This is a genomic window from Bradyrhizobium sp. CCGUVB23, assembly GCF_024199885.1.
Lineage (GTDB): Bacteria > Pseudomonadota > Alphaproteobacteria > Rhizobiales > Xanthobacteraceae > Bradyrhizobium.
Map to the genome: position 1 here is coordinate 5081635 of NZ_JANADQ010000001.1, position 20302 is coordinate 5101936.

The window sequence follows — 20302 nt, forward strand, 5'->3', positions numbered from 1 at the left end:
GCTCTCAATTGCACAGGTGCGTAGAAAAAAGCGCTTACGAATCAGCGCCATGCAGCAAGCACTCCACCGCTCCAGTCTGGTGCCGCGTGGGTTTGTTGTAGAGAGTGCGTACTACGAAGGTGATAAGGCCGTTATTGCGGTCCGGGCGTCCGGAAGCGTTGGTCTGTGTCCATCGTGCGGTATAGTTCTCGACGTGTTCATAGCCGGTATCGGCGACGCGTGACCGATCTGCCGCTCGCAGGCGGGTCGTAGAGCTCTTGGTGATCGCCCGCCGCTTCCGCTGCGACGCAGTCTTGTGCGGGCGCCAAATCTTCACTGAGCGTTTCGCCGAGGAGGTTCTGGCGCCGTCGGCGCGAAGGACGGCGAGGTTGGACTCTATCGTCCATCATCTCGGTCTGGCGCTTGGTGGCCGACCGGCAGCCGGCTTCGCAAAACGGCTAATGCTGCCGGTGAGCAAAGACACGCTCCTGCGCGTAGTGCGACGCCGCAGCCGTCCCCCAGCTGACCCGCTCAGGGTCATCGGCATTGACGATTGGGCCTGGCGGCGCAATCACCGGTACGCCAGCATCATCTGCAACCTGGAGAGGCGCCGGATCGTCACGCTGCTGCCGGACCGGGCGCCCGCGACCGCCCAAGCCTGGCTCGCTGCGCATCCCACGATCGCGATCGTCGCCCGTGACCGTGGTGGAGGATATGGCGAAGCGGCAGCAAAGGCCCTGCCGCACGCTGTTCAGGTCGCAGATCGTTGGCATCTAATGGAGAGCGCCAGTCGGGCTTTTCTCGATGCCGTCCGCAAATCGATGCGCCAGATACGCGCCGTCATCGGTGCGACCACGATCGATCCCAAGCTGCTCACAGCCGCCGAGCGCCTCCAGTATGAGGGCTATTTGCGCCGCGAGGAGACCAATGCAGCCATCCTGGCTCTGTCGAAGCACGGCCTCCCGGTGCGGGCCGGGGCGGCCGAACCGTCCCCCGGTCAGCCTCGAGATCTCCCGGTTTCCGCGCAAGGAACGTCCATACATGACAGGGTCTGCGACCACGCCGGGACGTCCAGGTGCTCGCGTTATCGCACCCGTCCGCGTCGCCTTCCGCTCTGAGTACAGCGTCGGCTCCCGGAATAATCTTCTTTCGCGGCTCAATGGCTGGCCTGCATGCTCCCCTGCCGACGCTTCGCCAGCGCCCTCACGGACGCTGCCGCACGGCTCGGGGCCGATGTGGGACGCTACTCCTTCATCGTAGTGGACTCTCACCATCTACTCCTTGCCGGCCTCCCGGCGCACACGCAGTAAGACTAAGGACGACCGAAGCCTGGTGGCAGGCGCATGTAGAGATTCTTGAGCGAAAAGGCGAGCCGATCCGCAGCCTCATTCGCGATCGAGGACCGCCTTGTCCCCGCCCCATGCCCGGCCTTCATCTGCACCTCGAGCAACACCGGCTTATCGGTGGCGGCCAACGCTTGCAGGCGCGCGGCGAACTTCAAGCTGTGCATGGGCGCGACGCGATCGTCAGTTTCTGCCGTCCCGATCAGTATGGCCGGGTATCGGCGGCCTGGCTGGATGTTATGGTAGGGTGAATAGCTGCGCAGGATCGGGAACATCTTGGAATCTTCCGGATCGCCGTATTCCCGAGCCCAGAGCCGCCCGTTGTTGAATTGAGGGAAGCGCAATAGGTCTAGGACAGCCACAGCCGGGAAGGCGACAGCGAAGAGGTCGGGACGTTTCGTGATCGTCGCGCCGATCAACAAGCCCCCATTGCTGTAACCCAGCGCCGCCAGTTTCCGAGGGTTAGTGTAGCCAGCGCCCACGAGGTATTCGGCCGCATCGATGAAGGCGTCGAACACAGCCGGCTTGTTCTGCAACATGCCTGCCCGGTGCCAATCCTCCCCGTACGTGCCGTCCCCCGGCAACTGGGGGAAGGCAAAAAGGCCCCCCATGTCCATCCAGGCGACTTGCTCGGGGCGGAAGTCGGGCGGAAAGGTCAGGCCGAAGCCGCCGTAGCCATAGAGCAACGTCGGCGTTGCGCCTTTCACCAAGCCGCCCTTCCTGTAGGCGAGGAACATTGGGACGCGCTTGCCATCCCGGGTGGTGTAGAAAGTCTCTTCCACGACGTAGTGGGCAGGATTGACCGGCGTTCGTGGCCGCCGTACGGGCGCAACCCTGCGAGTCGCGATATCGTAACGATAGACGCTGAAGGGCGTCGCGAAGCTCGTGTACTCGAAGTAGACTGTAGACGCGTCCTCAAGCCCGGCGAAGCCGCGCGCTAGGCCGGGACCAGGCAAGCTGACCTCGCCGTCCTGCGCCCCGTCTTCACGGAAGACACGAACCCGCGACTTCCCGTGATGCAAGTAGTGCGCAAAGAACCGCTCCCCGCCGCACGTGACCGCGAGCAGGGGATCTGTGGTCTCCGGGATGATGATGCGTGGCGGGTCGCCCAGGCGGCCGAGGTCGAAGGCGACCAGACGGCGGTTGGGCGCGCCTTCGTTGGTCAACACGTAGAACACCGCACCCTGGACAGCCACGAACCGATTACTGGCGAGCTGGTCCTGCTTCCCAATGAAGATCGGTTTGAATCCGTCCTTCGGCCGAGTCAGGTCTTCGAAGAGTAGCGTCGCCCCACCACCTTCGAACCCTGAGTTGACGATGAGGTAGCGACCGTCGGCAGAGACCGATCCGATGAACATGTGGTCCGGGTTGGCCTTGTTCTCATACACGAGTCGATCTTTGGCCTGGGGCTCGCCGAGCCGGTGGTAATAAAGCTGCTCGCCGACGTTGGGGGCGCGGAATTCTTCATCCTTCGGCGGCTTCGGGAAGCGCGTGTAGTAGAACCCTTGACCAGCGTAGTCCCAGGCAGCCGCGCCGAACTTGTTCCAGCGCACCTCGTCAGGGAAAACCTTGCCGGTCGCAGTATCGATAACCCGCCAAGTGCGCCAGTCGGAACCTCCGTCATGGACCGCATAGGTTACCAGCCGGCCAGTCCGCTCATAGGCGACGGCAGCGAGTGCGCTAGTCCCGTCCTTGCTCCACGAGGCCGGTTCAATGAGTTTCACGGGCTTTGAACGGTTGCTCCGGACGATCCAGAGCGCGGCCTGCTGATCACCGGGGCGCCGGCGGAAGAAGAATTTGCCTCTGTCCCGACGCATGGGTGCGCTCACCGTCTCGATATTGAAGAGGGCTTCGAGCCTGCGGTGGATCGCACGACGCTCAGGCACTCTTGCCAGATATCTCCTCGTCAGACGGTTCTCCGCCTCGACCCAGTTGCGTACTCGGGGCGCGGTCCGAATGTCGTCCTCTAGCCACCGGTAAGGGTCCTCCACTTGGGTCGACCCATACCGATCGATCCTCGGAGCGGCGGCCGCGAAGGGGTAGCGCAGCGCGTCAGCCCCCGAAGCCGGACCGGTGCAGGCCAGGGCGGCGACGGCCGCCCCTATGGCCAATTGTCGGAGGCGGCGGGGCATACGCACACTTTGCTCATTTCTCAATCCGTACGCTCATCAGTGAGATAGAAGAATTCAAGCGGGTCGCGCATCGTCGCCTCGGAGAAGTGAGGGGCGAAGCACAGCGCATCAAACAGCGTCCAAGAGAGGCTCTCTTGTTTCTCTTCGAGAACAGTCATGGAGGTGGCGAGTTCGATTGATGGAGCGCGACTAGCCGTAAGGCACTTCAGTTCGACTTCGGCGCCGGCGCTGCCGCCGGCTGCGCCGCGGCCTGCGGGGCGCGGCCGACGACGACAGTCAGAAGGCCCTGGTCCCACAGCCGCTTTGCGGCCGGCCTGGCGCCGTCCAGCGTCACGGCATCGACGATGGCATTGCGCTTCTCGATATAGTCGATCGGCAGCTTGTCCTGCCGATATTGCAGTAGCGCCTGGGCGAGCTTGGAGGAGCTGTCGACTGCCAGCATCTGCGATGCCCTTGAGATAGGACTTCGCCTCGTAGCGAGATCCCATATCACCTCTCAAACACACGACGCTCGCGCCATCTGCAACGCAGCTCGAACGAGCGTCGTCGTGGCGTCGCTTCCACGCTGCGTGTGGTGTGCAGGATCTAGGCCAGCGGGTGCGATGCGCATCCCGGCGGTTTTTCGATCGCGATGTTGTCTGCCAGACAAGGCCTGTGGTGATAGGAACAAGCCGCACGTCTGTGGTCGAACACAAACGCATGCTGTAGGAAGGGACCGCGGATCGCTCGCGGCGGCACGCAACGGCGCCGGTGCGCCCCCAGACCATTGAGCACTGGTCCCCTCGAGCATGAAACGTGGCGGACCCACAACCCAGGACAAGCCCATATGGTGCGCGCCGGTCTTCCGATGTCACTCTCGTCAGAGACGCTGTGTGCGCCGACGGACGATTTGAAGGCGAACGCCAATTCAGGTTCGACGCAAGGAGACCTAACGCGCTTGCGCTCTCTCCGTCATAATCAGATGACAAATCCACAGGGCAACAAAGGGAGGCCGATGATGAGCACGAAGAAGAAGCTACCCGCCCATAGGCCGCGGCTCCGGGGAATATATTCGCCGATCTCGGTCCTGCCGAATGCCGAGGAGCACCAGCTCGAGGCCGCTCTCGTTGTTCAGCCGAAACGACTGATGACGGACCGGGAGATCACGCAGACCGAAGCCGCCAAGCTGGTCGATTTGAAGCAGCCCAACCTGTCCAAGCTGCTTCGGGGCACTTCAAGCTGGTTTCAGTGGAAAAGCTGCTGCGGGGGCTGACAGCGTTCGACCAGGATGTCGAAATAACGGTATAGCCACATCGAAAGTGGGGCGAATCCGGCCGGATCACGTTTATTCCGGCCTAGTTACTTTCCGGCGCAAAATTTGGTCTGGTTAGCCTTTGAATAGAATCGGCCGGTGGGCTGAAAACTGCAAGGTCGGACGGAATTGCAGTTGACGTTGGTCGCTGCCGCTGATTCATTCTTGCGGATGAAACGCGCGCAAGCTCTCCGGGCCCGCCAGAAGCTGGCCGGCAAATTGCCGGTCACCGGCGAGATTCTGCGTGGCTCGCTGCTGGAGCGTACTGTCCGACATACCAAAGATTGCCCGAAATGCGCGCGCGGCGAAGGGCACCAGGTCTTCGTGCTGACGGTGAGCTACGCCGGTGGACGAACCCGGCAAATCAGTGTGCGCCGCGAACGGGTTCCCGAGGTTCGCCGCTGGCTCGACAATTATCAGAAGCTGAAGGAGGCGATCGAGACGATCTGCGAGCTCAATCACGATTTGCTGCGTCCGGAGAGAGCCGCGACAAAGCGCCGAGCACGCGGGGGCAAGAGCTGTGATTAAGATGCGGCGGGCGCAGCTGAGCTTCGGCGACGGACTGATCACTGAGGAAGTGAGCGATCTTCGTGAAGACTGGATGACACACGCCGACCAAGTGCTGGCGGACGAACAAATCGTAGCTGCCGTGTACGAAGCGTTGGCGAAGCGGCATCCCAAGAGTCGCAGCCGCGGCCGACCGGGCGCTCCAGCCGAAGTGGTGCTCCGCTTGTTGATTCTCAAGCACATCCGTAACTGGAGCTATGGCGTGCTGGAGCGCGAAGTGCGCGCCAATCTGGTGTACCGGGACTTCACCCGCGTCGGCGCCGCCAAGACGCCCGATGCCAAGACCATGGGGCGCTGGGGCGTGGCGGTGGGGCCGGACGTGGTCAAACAGATTCACGAAAGGCTGGTAAAGCTCGCACGAGACAAGGGGGTGACGGAAGGGCGCAGAATGCGCGTGGATACAACGGTGGTGGAGACCAACATCCACTATCCGACCGACTCGAGCTTGTTGGGAGACGGTGTTCGGGTGCTGATCCGCACCATGAAGAAGATCACAACGATCGCTGGCGAGGTCGGAGCCGCGCTGTCCGACCGTAGCCGGACCGTGAGGCTGCGGGTGCTGGACATCGCGCGCGCGGCGCGCTCCAAAGCCAAGCAGAGCCGGGAGAAGCTCACGCGGGCGTATGGCAAACTGCTCAGTTCGACCAGCCGGGTGGTGGGACAGGCGAAGCGGTTCTCCAAGGAGATCGCCGAACGAGTGAAGCGCGCCTCGAGCGCCCGCAAGCAGCTGATGCTGGAGGGCCTGCGTCAGGAACTCGATGCGATGGTGCCGCTCATCAAGCAGGTGATGAAGCAGACCAGAGCGCGCATCTTCCGTGGTGATACGCGCTCTGAAGGCAAGATCCTCAGCCTGTTCGAGCCATCGACAGAAGTCATTCGCAAGGGCAAAGCGGGCAAGCCCAACGAGTTCGGCAAGATGGTGAAACTACAGGAGGCCGAAAACCAGATCGTGATCGACTATGAAGTCTACGCTCAGCGACCGCACGATTCGGAGCTGCTGATTGCAGCCATCGAAACGCATCAAACGATGCTCGGACGTGCGCCACGCCTCGTGGCGGCAGACGCCGCCTTTTACTCCGCAAAGAATGAGGCAGCCGCGAAAGCGAAAGGCGTCAGACGCGTCTGCATCCCCAACCGCTCAACCAAGAGCATTGAACGCAGGTGCGAGCAGAAAAAGCGCTGGTTCCGTAACGGCCAAAAATGGCGGACCGGATGCGAGGGCCGCATCAGCGTAGCCAAGCGGCGACATGGGCTTAACCGTTGCCGCTACAAAGGCGAGGCCGGCATGAAGCGTTGGGTCGGCCTCGGTGTCGTCGCCGACAACATCGTCAATATCGGCCGTGCAATGGAAAAGCGGACCGCCCCATAGACAGCCTCGCCATCTGACTCTGCAACACTCCGCCGGTCACCTCCGGCGACTTTTGCGTTGCCGGACGCCCTCGGCCACTCTCTCCAAAACATCAATTTTGCGCCGGAAAGTAGTTAGTTAGTTAGGATGCGGACTCATAACGCGCGGCCGGCCATAGCCGGATAGATGCGAGTTGGACGAAGGCAAGGTAGTTTCCCGCAAGCCTGTCGTAGCGCGTCGCCATACGACGACATTGTTTGATCCTGTTGAAGAACCGTTCGACCTGGTTGCGAGCGCGATAGAGGTGCGGGCCAAAGCAGATCGGATCGTTGCGATTTCTTTTCGGCGGGATGTTGGCCCACGCGCCCTTCTTCATGGCAAGCTCCCTGATCCAGTCGGCGTCATAGCCACGGTCGGCAAGCAGCATTGATCCGGATTTCAGACGAGACAGCAGTTTTCCGGCAAGTCGAACGTCGTGCGCCTCGCCGGGGCTCAACGCAAGCCGTACCGGGTAGGCCATTGTTATCGACCACCGCGTCGATTTTTCTGGTCAAACCACCGCGTGACATTTCCATCGATTGTCGCCGATTTCTGCTGATGCGGGCTCCATGCTGATGCACGCGAACTATAGAGGTGTCGATCATCTGGACAGCGGCATCATGAGCACCGGCAAGTGCGTCTATGCTTCGGGTCCAGACGCCAGCCCGTCGCCAGATGACGCCAAGGTGGCCGGAGCGCAGGACCCAGAAGATGCCATTGAGGACATGGCGGTCGTTCACCCGAGGGACACTACGCGGCTTGTTCGGCAGCAATGGTTCGATGGCAGTCCATTCATAAGTTCGTAGCACATGATTCGAGCCCCTGCTTGGAGGCTTTGAATCACAGAGAGTACACCACGGTCAAAATTTTATTTACAGCAGTATAAATCTACACTGCTGTCTAATCTATGCAGCCGACGCGTACCGAACGATCTCGTGACCTTATCCTCGACGCCGCAGAGGCGATCTTTCGCGATCGAGAATTTGCATCCACCTCAGTAGAGGAGGTCGCCCGTCGGGCTGGCCTGACGCGCAAACGGTCTACAACTTGTTCTCCTCTAAAGAGCAGATTGTGGCCGAGCTCCGCGCACGCGCCGAGGCGCGCTATTATCCGCCGATTCGGGCGCGCATCGCCGATGACGCGCCCGCACTTGAGATCCTTAGAGACACACTGGTTGGTCATGGGCGCTGGTGCGCAGCTAATCAGAATGTCGCGGTACTGGCCTTGACCGGACCAGCGAACAAACCGTCCACAACCGCCAACTCCGGCGTCGTTGCATTCATCACCTTAGTCAAGGACATAATGGTTCTAGGCCAGCAACAAGGCGTGATCCGCAAGGACGAAGACGCCGGCAATATGGCGTTATTCCTCCTCGGCGCCCACGCCCAGACCATCCGCCACATGCTGGCAACCGACTCATTCCAAGATGCGAAGTTGAAATACGTACTGCGGCTGCTCATCGAGGGTATGGGGGGCCGATCGATTCCGACGAAAGCAGCAGCTGTACGGCGCGCAAGAACTTCTTCCAAATCGAAACGGCGGACGTAAATTTTCACCATCGGCGGAGCAGAGTCATGAAGGTTAGCAAAGGGCAGGTAGCGGTCATCACCGGAGGAGCTAGCGGCATCGGTTTTGTGTTGGCTCGAGAGTTGGCTCAACGCGGGTTGCGCATCATGCTTGCCGATGTCGAAAGTGGCGCATTGAAGTCAGCCGAGCACCAGCTCGTGCAAGACGGCTTTGAGGTGGGTTCTGAACTAACGGACGTAACGGACTACGCGACCAGCGAACACCTCGCACAGGCGACGGTTCGTCGTTTCGGCGGCGTCAACATACTGATCAACAACGCCGGTGTCGGTAGTGGTCTAGGCCCAATCTGGGCTAGTGACACGCGGGACTGGAACTGGACTTTCGGCGTGAATTTGTTCGGTGTCGTTCACGGATTGCAGGCTATGGTCCCACGTATGCTGGCGCTTGGAGAGGGGCACGTGGTTAACGTTGCCTCACTTGCCGGACTCGTCTCGGTTCCATTTAATTCGGCTTACGCCGCGTCCAAGCATGCAGTAGTTGCACTATCCGAGAGCCTCGCAGGCGAGTTCGCCGCTCTTGGACTTCCGATAAAGGTATCGGTCGTCTGTCCCGGGTTTGTCGCAACACGCATATTTGAATCCGAGCGCAATCGGCCTGACCATTTGCGCGCCGCCGCTAGGACACCGCCTGAATTGGCGGAAAGACTACGAGCTGCATTCGCGGAGCGCGTCTGGAATAATCCCATGTCACCTACCGAAGCCGCGTCGCGCATAGTCGCGGGCATCGAACGTGATGATTTCTACATACTCACCCATCAAGAGCAGAATGCGGCTGTGCTTAGCCGGCTGGCAGCGGTGGAAAGTGCGGTAAGGTCTTCGTGCCCGACATCCTGAAACCGGATTCATGGCAGAAGGACTGCCTCGCGGCGTCGGCTTTATAGGTACACGCCCTTCTGCAATGGACCCGATGATGTCAAGCCTCCCGAGTGAACGTCACGCCGCCGAGCTCATGCTTCTGTCCGTAGTTAACGCCTGACCGCCACATCATGCTGTCAGAGGGAGCGGTGAGCCTATCTAGGTACGCGTGGTTCGTCAGATGACAGCCACTGGGCGTGTAACGGCTTCACCGGATCCACCGTCCCGGCGACGGGACTTCGGGCACTGGGCTTCAGTTCAGCCCGGTTGCGTTCTTAATCTCCTCGACGTGTTCTATGCTACGATCGGCCCCGCTTCTCCCCATCGGTAAGTTGTGCCGTCGACCCAGATCCGATGTAGGATCACTGCGAGCTTACGTGCCGGAGCCACTTTTGCGCGCTTCGAGCCTCGCCGCTTGGCGACGTCCATCCCCCAGCGCTTGAGTTTTGAGAACCGCGTGATGCGCGATAGCAGAACGTTGGCAGCCTCATACAAAACCGTGCGGACTATCTCGTCTCCGGCCAGCGTGATTCCGCCCGTGACATCCTTTTCCCCGACTGGTATTTCTTTGGCATGAGCCCAAACAGCGCGCCTGCCGCCTTCGATTTTGCGATGCGATGGGGGTCATCAATCGCCGATTTGTAGGTGATAGCTACCAGGGGACCGACGCCTGGCACGGTCATCAGCCGGCGACAGACCGCATCGTCACGCACAGTTGCCAGCACAGCCTTGTGTAGCCTTCCGCACTCTGCCTTTAAAGCGGATCGTGCCGAAAGCATCGCTGTAACAATGCGCTCCAATGTCGCCTGACCTGCAACTAACTCCCGGATCCGCGCTTCGAAATTCTTCCGTGTCACCGGGCCAACCTTCAGCCCAAAACCACGCAGTATCCCGCGGATACTCAACTCCACATCGATCAGTCGCCCAAGAAGCTGTTTGCGTGCGATCAGGAGGGCCCGGATCTCCTGCGCATCGACTGATTTTGCGTGTACCGGCCGGAACCGTCCCATCCGGATCAATTGGGCGATCTCGCCGCATCCTTGCGATCAGTCTTCACCGTCATCGCAGACAATGCGGCCTTCACATGCCGCGTTTCCAGCAGGACCGTTTCGTATCCTGCTCCTTTAGCCCCGCATGCAGCCATTGCGACAGTGGCCCAGCTTCCAGCCCGATCCGCTTCACTGCAAAGCCAGGCGTCTTAAAAAATTCAATCAAGGCGTCGGGTTCGCTCGCGACCTTCGCCTTCTTCAGGATGAGGTGCGAACCATGTTCATAGTCTCGTGGCGCGACTTCGCCGGACCGACGATTTTATCCTGGCCATCCACAACGCATACGCTCTTTAGTTCCAAAGACACATCGATTCCGGCATACTGTTCCATGGCTGTCCTCTGTCTCCAGATGCTTGGGGCCGACTCACCGTCGTGACCCCGTTTCATCATCTATCGGGGGACAGCCACCATCATCCCCCCTTGCTCGGAGCAGGGCCCATTACGGCATCTAGGTCGGTATCACGTAGCGAACGAGACAGAAGCTGACCGCGATCAAGACGATGAGCGACAACGTTACAGCGGCCGTCACTCGGGCTCCGACCTGTCCGACTACGCGAAGATCCACGCCCAGGCCGAGCGCGGCCATCGACAGGACCGTGAAGACGCTGGCGATGTAGCGGATAGGCGAGATGAAGTTGTCGGGAATCAAAGATAGAGACCGCAATGCCGCCAGCGCGAAAAACACGATGATGAACCAGGGGACTGCTTCGAAGCGCTTCCGCTTCGACGGTCTCGCCGCCCCGTCAGTGCGTAGGCCCCGTGCCAGGTAGGCGATTGAAGCGACAACCGGTCCTAGCATCATCACCCGCACCAGCTTGACGACGGTGCCGATCTGGGTGCTGACGAGGCTTGCCGGCATTGTAGCTGCCAACACTTGCGGTACGGCGTAGACGGTCATGCCCGCTAGTATCCCGTATTGAACCTCCGAAAGAGCAAACAGCGGTATCAGCAGGGGCAATCCGAGAACAACGATGACACCCAAAATTGCGGTAAAGGCGATCGAGGAAGCAATTTCATCGGAGTTCGCACCGATCAGAGGCGCCACAGCGGCGATAGCCGAGTTTCCGCAGATTGAGTTTCCACAAGCGACTAGAATGGAAAGACGGGTTGAAAGCCCCAGAGATCGGCTCACCGCGTAGCTGATCACGATGGTCAGAATGACAACGCAAACGGTCGCCACCAGTAGAATTGGACCAGAACCTGCAATCGTCGAGAACGTAATCGAGGCACCTAGCAATGCGACAGCAACTTCCAGCAGTTGCTTCGCGCTGAAGGCGATGCCTGCTCGCCAGCGTGTGCCCGGCGTCCAAAAGGTGCGAATAGCCGTTCCGACGAGAATGGCGATCACGATCGCTTCCAGGTAGGGATGACCAAAGCTCGATTCCTGTGCCATCTGAAGACTGATCGCTACTGCAGTCACTGCAGCGCATAGGACTATCCCGGGAAGAACCGAAGATGCCGCTGAAATGGCTGAAACAGCAGGCGTGGACTTCTTGGTGCCATCGACTTGATCCGACATCTCGTTCCCCTAAAGAGAACAAAATATGCGTGACACGAGCGATTTTTGAAAATATCAAATTGTCATGAGCCGATAATGGGGAATTATGGCCCTCAACCTTCATTTGCTTCGGATGTTCGTGGCGGTAGCCCGAGTGGGCAGCTTTTCTCGCGCCGCTGAAGGAATGAATCTAAGCCAACCGGCACTGTCAAAGGGAGTGCGGGACTTCGAACTCCAGGTCGGCTGCCGGCTGCTGAACCGGTCTCAAAAAGGCGTGGTGCCTACGGCGGAGGGCCTCGCTTTGCTGAAGCATGCGGAGGATCTATTTGCCGCCGAGCGCGCAGCCGAGGAAATGCTCTCGTCTAAGCGCAACCTGAACAACGGATCGCTGCGAATTGGTGCAAGTACGACGATTGCCACCTACATGCTCGCTCCTTATCTGGGCGCCTTTCATAAGGCCTACCCTGGGATTGATCTCCATCTTGTCAGCGCGAATACGCGCGAGATTGCCGAGCAGATGGCGGCACAAGAAATAGATATTGGCCTAGTGGAGGGGCCGATCGACGAAGGTATTGTGTTAGCGGAGAAATGGCGGACCGACGTCATGAAGTTGATCGTCTCGCAGCATCATGATTTCGCTTCGGAGAAAGAGCCGATCGATCCCCAGCGTTTGGGAGGCGAGGTGTTGATTCTACGTGAGCCAGGATCTGGTTCGCGCGAAGTCGTAACGCAGGCACTCGCGGCGAACAATATCGAGCCGCTCCGGCTCCTCGAGATCGGTAGCACGGCTGCTATTAAGCAAGCCGTGGCGGCAGGAATCGGCGTTTCCATCGTTTCGACTGTTGCGACGAGAGACCAAGTCCGGCTGGGCTATCTGAAGGCCGTAGAGCTCCGCGGAATCACGATAGAGCGCTCGCTATGGCGACTGAGGCTATTGGATCGAACTCCGAGACCTGCCGCACGAGCATTCGACAAGCTGTTGGATGATCCGGAAGTGCCCCAATCCTAGCGACGGATAAGCGCCATCCGCCCTTAAAAATCCCATATCGTCCGCTCGGCTATGATTCGAGGCCTGTCGGTCCGCCAATAAGCCGTTCATAAAGGCCGGCTCTGGCAGCGTCAGCTATGAATTGTCGGAGTTCGTCTCCCTCTTCAATGAGGGCGAACTGTGCGCCGCCGAGGCGAGGCATTCTGTTCTGAAAGTCTCGGCCCAGAACCACGCCCATGCTGGTTGTTTGGGTGGTCATGCTGACTTCGAGAACTGGATCGTCAGGGACGGTATCGGTCATCTTGGTCAGCAACAATGCGACAGTCGCGCACCCAATCTGCTGGAAGACAAGTGTCTCGCTGCGTGTCCCTAGCGTACGGATAGCGGAACCAGCTTCACATGCGGGTCGTCCTCTGGAGATCACGGCGGGAGAGATCCGAGTTCCCCAAAGAACGTTGGCGGTGTGCCGCTCCGTTTGACCGCTACAGAAAGATGGCTGAGCCGAAGGTTCGATCACCACTTCATCGAACATCATGCTGTAGAACAGGATCTCCGACGAATTTACGGGCCGCGAAATGAAGAGGATGAGTTGGGGTAGCCGCGCGCCACCAATCGAGCGAAGTCTTTGGGGCAGCCCCGTGATCATAGTTGAGCCATCCGAGTGAACGTGGACACAAGTCACTTTACATCTGGACGGGGATCTCCAATGAAATTATCGCGGTTGGGCATCCTGATGGCGGGCAGGTTCTTCGCATCCAAGGCCGCGTTGTCGGGTAGCAGGCCGTTGAGATGAAGAACATAAGCCGTGACCGCATAGACCTCCTCATTGCTGAGCGATTGGGGGGAGGGGTGCGGCATAGCTCGGCGAATGTAGTCGAACAAAGTGGTCGCGTAAGGCCAATAGGATCCAACGGTCTTAACAGGATTCGGCGTGGCCAATGTACCTTGTCCGCCAACAAGCTTGTCACCGACGCCACCTTCACCTTTCGAGCCGTGGCAGGCGGCGCACTGTTGATCGAACACCTCCCTGCCGAGGCCGACCGAGCCTTTGCCTGGCGGCAGATTCGTCCCTTTGCGGTCAACATCAATATTCCAGCCAGCGATTTCAGCTTCAGTCGCTGTACGTCCAATCCCGAGCTTAACGGGGGACTCCGAATGTGCCCCCGAGGCAAGGAAGAACGTGGCCGTACTCGCAATGAGAAGATTACGCATTTGCATTTGTCGTTGACTGTCGAAAACCGCGCAAGAATGACGACGAGGTCGACGGCGGTAGAGCGAAGGCGTCCGCACGCGCGCTCACCAATCGCGCCGAAGCGGGCGGACGCCTTTGCGGCGACGACCAGCGTCTGAGTTGAGGAATAAAAGACGCGGGGCACGTCTCCGGGCGCCCTGAGGCTCCTTTCGACGTACCCCGCTTTGCGCCTGCCTTATGGTAGATCTGCGGGTAATCAGCGCCGCAGAAACAAAGCCGGCGTAACACCGATCTCAACTGGCAAGTGGGGCTCGATGTCACGCCCCACGGACGGTGCGCGGCCTGCACTATCGCACTGTCAGCGCATTCCGTCGACCTTTTCCACCAACCTCCGGCGGCGCTCCGAAAGGACCGCCGCGGATGCTCACGGGCCGCTTCTTTCTGTGCGGCCGCTGCCGTTCGCAGGTAACGATCTGCCGCAACTGCGACCGGGGACAACGCTATTGCGGCCATGACTGCGCCCGTGCTGCCCGCCGCGAGAGCCTGCGCGAGGCGGGACGGCGTTATCAGCGCAGCCGCCGCGGACGCCTGGCGCATGCGACCCGCGCCCGACGATACCGGGCGCGGCACAATAACGTGACGCATCACTCTCCACCCGCATGGCCTGTCGGTTCACTACTGCGCCGGCCTGCGGACGATGTCGTTGTTGCACCTACTGACGTCGGCGAGCGAGCGACGACATCGATCATGCCCATGCCGAGCTGTCGGTTCTGCGGCTGTCGGTTGTCGCTGTTCCTTCGTACCGGCTTCGTGCGTCGCCGGGGGCCTCGTCATGCTCACCCCTATGGAGGCCGAGACCCGACCGATGACCGTTACCCCTGAATTGGAAGCGCAGATCCTGCGTCTGTATCACGTCGAGAAATGGCGCTGCGGCACCATTGCGAAGCAGTTGCACGTTCATCACACGACCGTGCATCGCGTCCTGACCCAGGCCGGACTGCCCAGGAATAGGCCGATATTGCGCCCCACGAAGATCGAGCCCTATCTGCCGATCGTCCTGAAGACGCTGGAGCAGTTCCCCGCACTCACGGCCAGCCGCCTGTATGCGATGATGCGTGAGCGCGGCTACCGCGGGTCGCCCAGCTACTTCCGGCACCTGATCGCTCTGCACCGTCCACGCAAGCCAGCCGAGGCGTTCCTGCGGCTGCGCACGTTGCCGTCTGAACAAGGGCAGGTGGATTGGGGGCACTTCGGTCACATCGAGATCGGTCGCGCCCGCCGTCCGCTGATGGCGTTCGTCATGGTGCTGTCGTACTCGCGCGACATCTACCTGCGCTTCTTCCTCGATGCGCGCATGGAAAACTTCCTGCGCGGCCACATCGGCGCGTTCAACACATGGTGTGGGCTGCCCCGGGTCCTGCTCTACGACAATCTTAAGAGCGCGGTGCTCGAGCGCCAGGGCGATGCGATCCGATTCCATCCCACGCTGCTTGCCTTCGCCGGCCATTATCGGTTCGAGCCGCGTCCTGTCGCGGTTGCCCGGGGCAACGAAAAAGGCCGTGTCGAGCGCGCTATACGGCATATCCGGGAGGCATTCTTCATCGCCCGCAAGTTCACCGATCTCGACGAGCTGAATGCCCAGGCCGAACAATGGTGCCGATCCGAAGCGGCGGACCGACCATGTCCGGAGGATCGCGAGATGACAGTACGCCAGGCGTTCGCAAAGGAGCAACCACTGCTTCTGCCGCTGCCCGCCAACCCGTATCCCGTTGAGGAGCAGGTCGCCGTGAAGGTCGGCAAAACGCCCTATGTGCGGTTCGACCTGAACGACTACACGGTTCCCCATACCCATGTTCGGCGCATGCTGAGCGTGCGGGCCGATCTCAGCCAGGTCCGGATCTTCGACGGCGCGCAAATGATCGCCAGTCACCGTCGCAGCTATGATCGTGGCCAAGAGATCGAAGACCGACGACACCTGAAGGATCTCGCCGAGATCAAGCGTGAGGCGCGCCAGCATCGCGGCCTCAACAGCCTCACCCGAACCGTGCCGGTCTGTCAGACCCTGATGATCAGGGCCGCCGAACGTGGCGCCAACATCGGTGCGCTCACGACCGCGCTGCTGCGGCTGCTCGATCGCTACGGCGCAACGGAATTGCAGGCCGCCGTCGAGGACGCTTTGCGTGCGGGCTCCGTCCATGCGGCGACGGTCCGCGCCGCACTCGAACGTCGGCGCCTTGAGCGTGGTGAACCGCCGCCCGTCGAAACCAGCCTGCCCGAACATGTGCGGCGCAAGGATACAACGGTCCGGCCGCACCGCCTCGACAGCTACGACCAACTGACCCCTTCTGGAGATAACGACGATGAGCACTGATGATGCCCTGCTGAACCGCGCCAAGGCGCTGCGCCTCAACGGCCTGGTCGAACACTGGGACGAAATCGCCGGCGCCCCATGGCTGGCCCCCATGCTGCAATGGGAGGAGGAGGAACGTGCCCGGCGCTCGCTGCAGCGACGCCTGCGCGACGCCAGGATCGGTCACTTCAAACCGATGGCCGATTACGACTGGCTCTGGCCCAGGCGCCTCGACCGCGCCGCAGTGGAGCAATTGATGTCGCTGTCCTTCATGAACGACGCAACCAACATCGTCTTCGTCGGACCAAACGGCGTCGGCAAATCGACCCTCGCGCAGAATATCGCCTACCAGGCGCTCATCGCCGGTCACTCGGTCTTGTTCCGATCGGCCAGCGAAATGCTCGGCGAGCTTGCCGCCCTCGACAGCGATACCGCTTTGCGCCGAAGGCTCCATCACTACGCCGCCGCCGACGTTCTGGCGATCGACGAGGTGGGATATCTATCCTACTCGAACCGTCACGCAGACCTGCTGTTCGAACTCGTCAGCCGGCGCTATCAGGCCCGCTCCACAATCGTGACCACCAACAAGCCCTTCGCCGCATGGACGGAGGTCTTCCCAAATGCCGCATGCGTCGTCAGCCTCGTCGACCGCCTCGTGCACCGATCCGAGGTGATCTCCATCGACGGCGAATCCTACCGCCTCAAGGAAGCTCTGGAACGCGCCGAGGCCCAGAGCACACAGCATCGAAGCCGGCCCGCCAGTACCAACGAGAAGGAGCACGTTGCATGACCAGAAACCACCATCAACCATCCGGCCTCAACTTCGGGATCAGCTTCCTCATCAATCCCGAATGGACCCCGGAGCAGGCGCTCGCTGTCCACGAGCTCCTCAAGGATCTATCCGACAGCATCTGGTCGCACTACTGCCTCAAGATCCAGGAACTCATCCAGGAGCAACAAGCGCCGGCCGATCACCGCGACGACGAAGAGCAACCACACTCCTTCTGAAACACACACCACTGCGACACTCGGCGGCGGCCTTTGCGGGCCGCCTTTTTAGTTCCCTCACCATCCTACCGCCCATTCTTGTCGTCATTTTTGTGCGGATTTAGAAAGTCACCAACAGCATTGGTAACCTCGCCGTCTGCGGCAATCCGCCAGGGCTGGATAGCGTTATTGTGATAAAATGAGCTATCTCCGCGCACGCCGACCAGGTCAGACAACGTCGGCTGAACGTAGCCAATTTCGTCGATCGCCCGGCTTTGGATCACGGTGGGGCCGCCTTCCCATCGCCATGGCAGCCTGAAGCGCGTTAGAGCTCGCGTAAGTACCGGCTCCTGTAGCTGCGCTTCTTGCCAGCTCTTGCCATCGTCGACCGAGACGTCGACGCGCTTGATCTTGCCGCGGCCAGTCCATGCGATACCCGATATCTCGTGGAAGCCATGCGACTTGAGCTTTTGGCCGCCGGACGGATGGGTAATGATGGACTTTGCGTCCATGTAGAACGTGAATTCTCGCGCCTTTCCGTCCGGCAAGAGGTCCGTATATTTCGACGTTTCTTCGCGAGAATAGACCGGCTCGGCAACGACATGCAGGCGGCGCAGCCACTTTACGCTCATGTTACCTTCAAAGCCCGGCAAGAATAGACGCAAGGGATAGCCTTGCTGCGGACGAAGCCGCTCACCGTTTTGGCTGTAGACGAGCAGCGCGTCGTCGAGACATTTCTCGATCGGAATGCTGCGGGTCAATGCGGCTGCATCTGCGCCTTCAGCGACGATCCACTTTGCCTCGCGCCGCAATCCTGCTTCCTGCAGCACGTGGCTGAGCTTGACACCGGTAAACTCGGCGCAGCTGACTAAGCCGACCAGGTCAGATGCTGTCTTGCCATACGGCTTCTTGAACCCGGGATTGCCGGAACACTCGAGAAAGTAGATGTGTGATTGAGACGGGAAGCGTCTCAGGTCATCCATCGTGAAAATGAGAGGATTGTCGACGAGGCCGTGGATGATCAGGCGGTGTTGGGCCGGATCAATCGCCGGAACACCAGAATGGTGACGTTCGTAGAAAAGTCCGTTCGGGGTGATAATGCCATCCAGATCCTGAAGGGGAGTGCGACTGGACGTCCAAAAAACCGGATCGCCACTTTTCGGTATATTTCGCGTGACGCCCTTTTCGAACGGCGACGGCGTCCCGTAGAGCTGGCTGCCGACGGGGTCGCCGGGCGACTTCATCCATTCAGGGACGTTCGGCGGCAGATTTTCGCCATGGAGCGGGTCTGCGAGAACGTCTCCGCCGACGACCGCGCTGACAGTCGCGCCTCCGACAATCGTACCTCCCTCGCGCAAGAATTGCCGGCGCGAAGCGACGAGCACATGCTGATTTGGATCGTTCGTGCGGTCGGCCATGTCATCGATCTCCTGTCTCAGCGCGCAAACAGACAAGCCCTGTCCTATCGGAGAGATGTGAGCAAACTAACTTTCCTGAAATTGCATTTCAGAATTCGTGAAGTGCAGCGTCGATTGGTTGGTACTCCGCCGCAAGACGTGCGCCTCGGGAGTGCCTTTCGGCCGCACCGCATTTGTCATGATAGTTTCTCTTACATTTTCCGTCACTATTTTTGGGTTTCTGTCAGAATAATCGTCAATATAGTCGAGCTCAGGCAAACAATATTCCTGGGAGCGAGCGCTTGTCCTCGGACGCAAAAACCCTCGACGTATCTGTGTGGCGGGGAGACAGCGCTGGCGGCAAGTTTGAGCGCTTTCAAGTCCCCAATCAGGAAAGCCAGACCATTCTCGACGTCGTGGTTTGGATTCAGCAGAAGATCGATCCCACGCTTGCCTATCGATACGCGTGCCGGGTGGGTATGTGCGGATCTTGCGCGATGATGGTCAACGGCCAGCCTCGCTGGGCTTGCCGGACGCACGTACTGAAGGTTATTCGCGACAATCGCATCGAGGTGGCGCCGCTTCGCAATTTGCCGGTGATCAAGGATCTCGCGACGGATATGGATCCCTTCTTCACGAAATGGGTCAAGGCCGAAGGAGTATTCCACCCAACACGCTCAAGGGATGACGACATCGTCAAGGTAGACCCGTTGAGTGACGATCGCATTCTCGCGGATGCCGCGATCGAGTGCATCAACTGCGCGGTATGCTACGCTTCTTGCGACACGGTGCAGGGCAATCCGGAATACCTAGGACCTGCCGCGCTCAATCGAGCGTGGAGCCTCGTCAACGATGAGAAGGACGGAAAGCGGGCCGATATCCTCGATGCGGTGTCGCAGCGGGGAGGCTGCCACAATTGTCATTCCCAGGGTAGCTGCGCCAAGTTCTGCCCGAATGAGCTGAGCCCAATTACGTCGATCGCCGGGTTGAAGCGCGAGACGATGAAATCCTTCTTCAAGGGGCAATGATCATGCTGACATTTCGCCTTTTCATGCTGCAGCGAGTGACAGCGCTCATCATGGCTCCCCTGGTCCTGGGACACCTGGCCGTGATGGTCTATGCGATACGTGGCGGCCTATCGACCGGAGCGATCCTTTCTAGAACACAGGGAAGCCTTCCCTGGGCCATTTTCTATGGGACCTTCGTTGTGGCGGTGTCGATCCATGCCGCGATCGGCGTGAGAGTAATCGCCGCAGAGATTCTTCGCATGCGCGGTCTTCTCCTCAACGCCTTGTCTTGGGCCCTGTGCGCCTTCTTGCTTTTCGCAGGGCTGCGCGCCGTTCTTTCGGTGACCGCGCTATGATCCGTCCGCACCGAAAGCATCCGCTCTGGTTGGCCTACATTCTTCATCGGCTATCCGGCCTGGCGCTCGCGATCTTCCTGCCGGCGCACTTCTACGTCCTTTCGCTCGTGCTGACCGCACCCAAGGATCTAGATGGGTTTTTGCATTGGGCGGACAAGCCGCTGGTGAAGGCCGTCGAGTTTGGGCTCGTGTTCCTGCTGGCGGTCCATTTCTTCGGCGGCCTCCGGCTTATGGCTTTCGAATTGCTCACCTGGACGAAGGATCAGAAGACCTGGGCCGCGGCTAGTGTGGCGTTCGCGTTCATGGTCGCCGGCAGCTTCCTTCTGAGGGCGATTTGA

General features: G+C 60.1%; 19 protein-coding genes and 4 pseudogenes. 14 read left to right on the forward strand and 9 right to left on the reverse strand.

Annotated elements, in window-relative coordinates; translation table 11 throughout:
* Positions 1-49: 49 nt before the first annotated feature.
* Positions 50-950 (forward strand): annotated as a pseudogene (locus tag NLN62_RS23470) (ISL3 family transposase); the annotation flags it as partial.
* A gap of 341 nt (positions 951-1291) precedes the next feature.
* Here the strand turns inward: NLN62_RS23470 and NLN62_RS23475 are convergent.
* The 3 genes and pseudogenes from NLN62_RS23475 to NLN62_RS23485 form a co-directional block, all read right to left on the reverse strand.
* Positions 1292-3454 carry a prolyl oligopeptidase family protein gene (locus tag NLN62_RS23475; protein WP_254110372.1) on the reverse strand — a complete coding sequence of 721 codons (2163 nt, stop codon included), beginning with the start codon at positions 3452-3454 and terminating at the stop codon, positions 1292-1294.
* Positions 3455-3474: 20 nt separating this feature from the next.
* A complete protein-coding gene (locus tag NLN62_RS23480; RefSeq protein ID WP_254110373.1) occupies positions 3475-3612 on the reverse strand; it encodes a hypothetical protein in 138 nt (45 codons plus the stop codon).
* A gap of 47 nt (positions 3613-3659) precedes the next feature.
* A pseudogene (locus NLN62_RS23485) lies at positions 3660-3927 on the reverse strand (insulinase family protein); the annotation flags it as partial.
* Between the two features lie 524 nt (positions 3928-4451).
* On the opposite strand from NLN62_RS23485, the gene NLN62_RS23490 reads away from it, so the two are divergent.
* The 3 genes from NLN62_RS23490 (at position 4452) to NLN62_RS23500 (ending at position 6681) form a co-directional block, all read left to right on the forward strand.
* Positions 4452-4706, forward strand: coding sequence for an XRE family transcriptional regulator (locus tag NLN62_RS23490; protein WP_254110374.1), 255 nt, complete (start codon positions 4452-4454; stop codon positions 4704-4706).
* 210 nt (positions 4707-4916) lie between these two features.
* Positions 4917-5273 (forward strand): DUF6788 family protein, encoded by a 357-nt coding sequence (locus tag NLN62_RS23495; RefSeq protein ID WP_371933107.1) that lies wholly within the window; start codon positions 4917-4919, stop codon positions 5271-5273.
* 1 nt (position 5274) lies between these two features.
* Positions 5275-6681, forward strand: a complete 1407-nt coding sequence (locus NLN62_RS23500; RefSeq protein WP_254108288.1) for an ISNCY family transposase — start codon at positions 5275-5277, stop codon at positions 6679-6681.
* Between the two features lie 121 nt (positions 6682-6802).
* On the opposite strand, the gene NLN62_RS23505 is transcribed toward NLN62_RS23500, so the two are convergent.
* Positions 6803-7508, reverse strand: a protein-coding gene (locus NLN62_RS23505) for an IS5 family transposase (RefSeq protein WP_254110375.1) whose coding sequence is annotated in 2 segments (ribosomal slippage) — positions 6803-7171 and positions 7173-7508 — 705 coding nt in all. Because the reading frame shifts where the segments join, the coding sequence is not laid out codon by codon here.
* Positions 7509-7606: 98 nt separating this feature from the next.
* On the opposite strand from NLN62_RS23505, the pseudogene NLN62_RS53565 reads away from it, so the two are divergent.
* The 3 genes and pseudogenes from NLN62_RS53565 to NLN62_RS23515 all read left to right on the forward strand — a co-directional run.
* Positions 7607-7720: pseudogene (locus tag NLN62_RS53565) on the forward strand (TetR family transcriptional regulator); the annotation flags it as partial.
* Positions 7721-7770: 50 nt separating this feature from the next.
* Positions 7771-8247 (forward strand): TetR/AcrR family transcriptional regulator, encoded by a 477-nt coding sequence (locus NLN62_RS23510; RefSeq protein ID WP_254110376.1) that lies wholly within the window; start codon positions 7771-7773, stop codon positions 8245-8247.
* Between the two features lie 26 nt (positions 8248-8273).
* Positions 8274-9119, forward strand: a complete 846-nt coding sequence (locus tag NLN62_RS23515; protein WP_254110377.1) for an SDR family NAD(P)-dependent oxidoreductase — start codon at positions 8274-8276, stop codon at positions 9117-9119.
* Between the two features lie 315 nt (positions 9120-9434).
* Here NLN62_RS23515 and NLN62_RS23520 read toward each other — a convergent pair.
* Together NLN62_RS23520 and NLN62_RS23525 are read right to left on the reverse strand one after the other, a co-directional pair.
* Positions 9435-10519 (reverse strand): annotated as a pseudogene (locus tag NLN62_RS23520) (IS110 family transposase).
* A 118-nt stretch (positions 10520-10637) separates the two neighbouring features.
* Positions 10638-11708, reverse strand: coding sequence for a YeiH family protein (locus tag NLN62_RS23525; RefSeq protein WP_254110378.1), 1071 nt, complete (start codon positions 11706-11708; stop codon positions 10638-10640).
* 85 nt (positions 11709-11793) lie between these two features.
* Here NLN62_RS23525 and NLN62_RS23530 point away from each other — a divergent pair, with 85 nt between their 5' ends.
* The gene (locus NLN62_RS23530; RefSeq protein ID WP_254110379.1) at positions 11794-12696 is read left to right on the forward strand and encodes a LysR substrate-binding domain-containing protein; all 903 of its coding nucleotides are present in this window, start codon (positions 11794-11796) and stop codon (positions 12694-12696) included.
* A 49-nt stretch (positions 12697-12745) separates the two neighbouring features.
* Here NLN62_RS23530 and NLN62_RS23535 read toward each other — a convergent pair whose 3' ends face one another.
* Complete coding sequence (locus NLN62_RS23535; protein WP_254110380.1) at positions 12746-13321, reverse strand: hypothetical protein; 576 nt, start codon at positions 13319-13321, stop codon at positions 12746-12748.
* 32 nt (positions 13322-13353) lie between these two features.
* Entirely contained in the window at positions 13354-13893 is a 540-nt protein-coding gene (locus tag NLN62_RS23540) for a c-type cytochrome (protein ID WP_254110381.1), read from the reverse strand.
* An 806-nt stretch (positions 13894-14699) separates the two neighbouring features.
* On the opposite strand from NLN62_RS23540, the gene istA reads away from it, so the two are divergent.
* Genes istA through NLN62_RS23555 form a run of 3 tightly spaced genes read left to right on the forward strand, consistent with a single transcriptional unit; the run spans position 14700 to position 17225 of the window.
* On the forward strand, positions 14700-16238 hold the full coding sequence (gene istA / locus NLN62_RS23545; RefSeq protein ID WP_254108352.1) for an IS21 family transposase: 1539 nt from the start codon (positions 14700-14702) through the stop codon (positions 16236-16238).
* A complete protein-coding gene (gene istB, locus NLN62_RS23550) occupies positions 16228-17007 on the forward strand; it encodes an IS21-like element helper ATPase IstB (protein ID WP_254108353.1) in 780 nt (259 codons plus the stop codon). Before istA ends, istB begins: the two co-directional genes overlap by 11 nt.
* The gene (locus tag NLN62_RS23555) at positions 17004-17225 is read left to right on the forward strand and encodes a hypothetical protein (RefSeq protein ID WP_254108354.1); all 222 of its coding nucleotides are present in this window, start codon (positions 17004-17006) and stop codon (positions 17223-17225) included. The genes istB and NLN62_RS23555 overlap by 4 nt, the downstream gene beginning before the upstream one ends.
* 65 nt (positions 17226-17290) lie before the next feature.
* On the opposite strand, the gene soxC is transcribed toward NLN62_RS23555, so the two are convergent.
* On the reverse strand, positions 17291-18622 hold the full coding sequence (gene soxC / locus NLN62_RS23560; protein ID WP_254110382.1) for a sulfite dehydrogenase: 1332 nt from the start codon (positions 18620-18622) through the stop codon (positions 17291-17293).
* A gap of 281 nt (positions 18623-18903) precedes the next feature.
* Here soxC and NLN62_RS23565 point away from each other — a divergent pair, with 281 nt between their 5' ends.
* Genes NLN62_RS23565 through sdhC form a run of 3 tightly spaced genes read left to right on the forward strand, consistent with a single transcriptional unit; the run spans position 18904 to position 20302 of the window.
* The gene (locus NLN62_RS23565) at positions 18904-19629 is read left to right on the forward strand and encodes a succinate dehydrogenase/fumarate reductase iron-sulfur subunit (protein ID WP_254110383.1); all 726 of its coding nucleotides are present in this window, start codon (positions 18904-18906) and stop codon (positions 19627-19629) included.
* 2 nt (positions 19630-19631) lie between these two features.
* Positions 19632-19964, forward strand: a complete 333-nt coding sequence (locus NLN62_RS23570) for a succinate dehydrogenase (RefSeq protein ID WP_254110384.1) — start codon at positions 19632-19634, stop codon at positions 19962-19964.
* On the forward strand, positions 19961-20302 hold the full coding sequence (sdhC, locus tag NLN62_RS23575; protein WP_254110385.1) for a succinate dehydrogenase, cytochrome b556 subunit: 342 nt from the start codon (positions 19961-19963) through the stop codon (positions 20300-20302). Before NLN62_RS23570 ends, sdhC begins: the two co-directional genes overlap by 4 nt.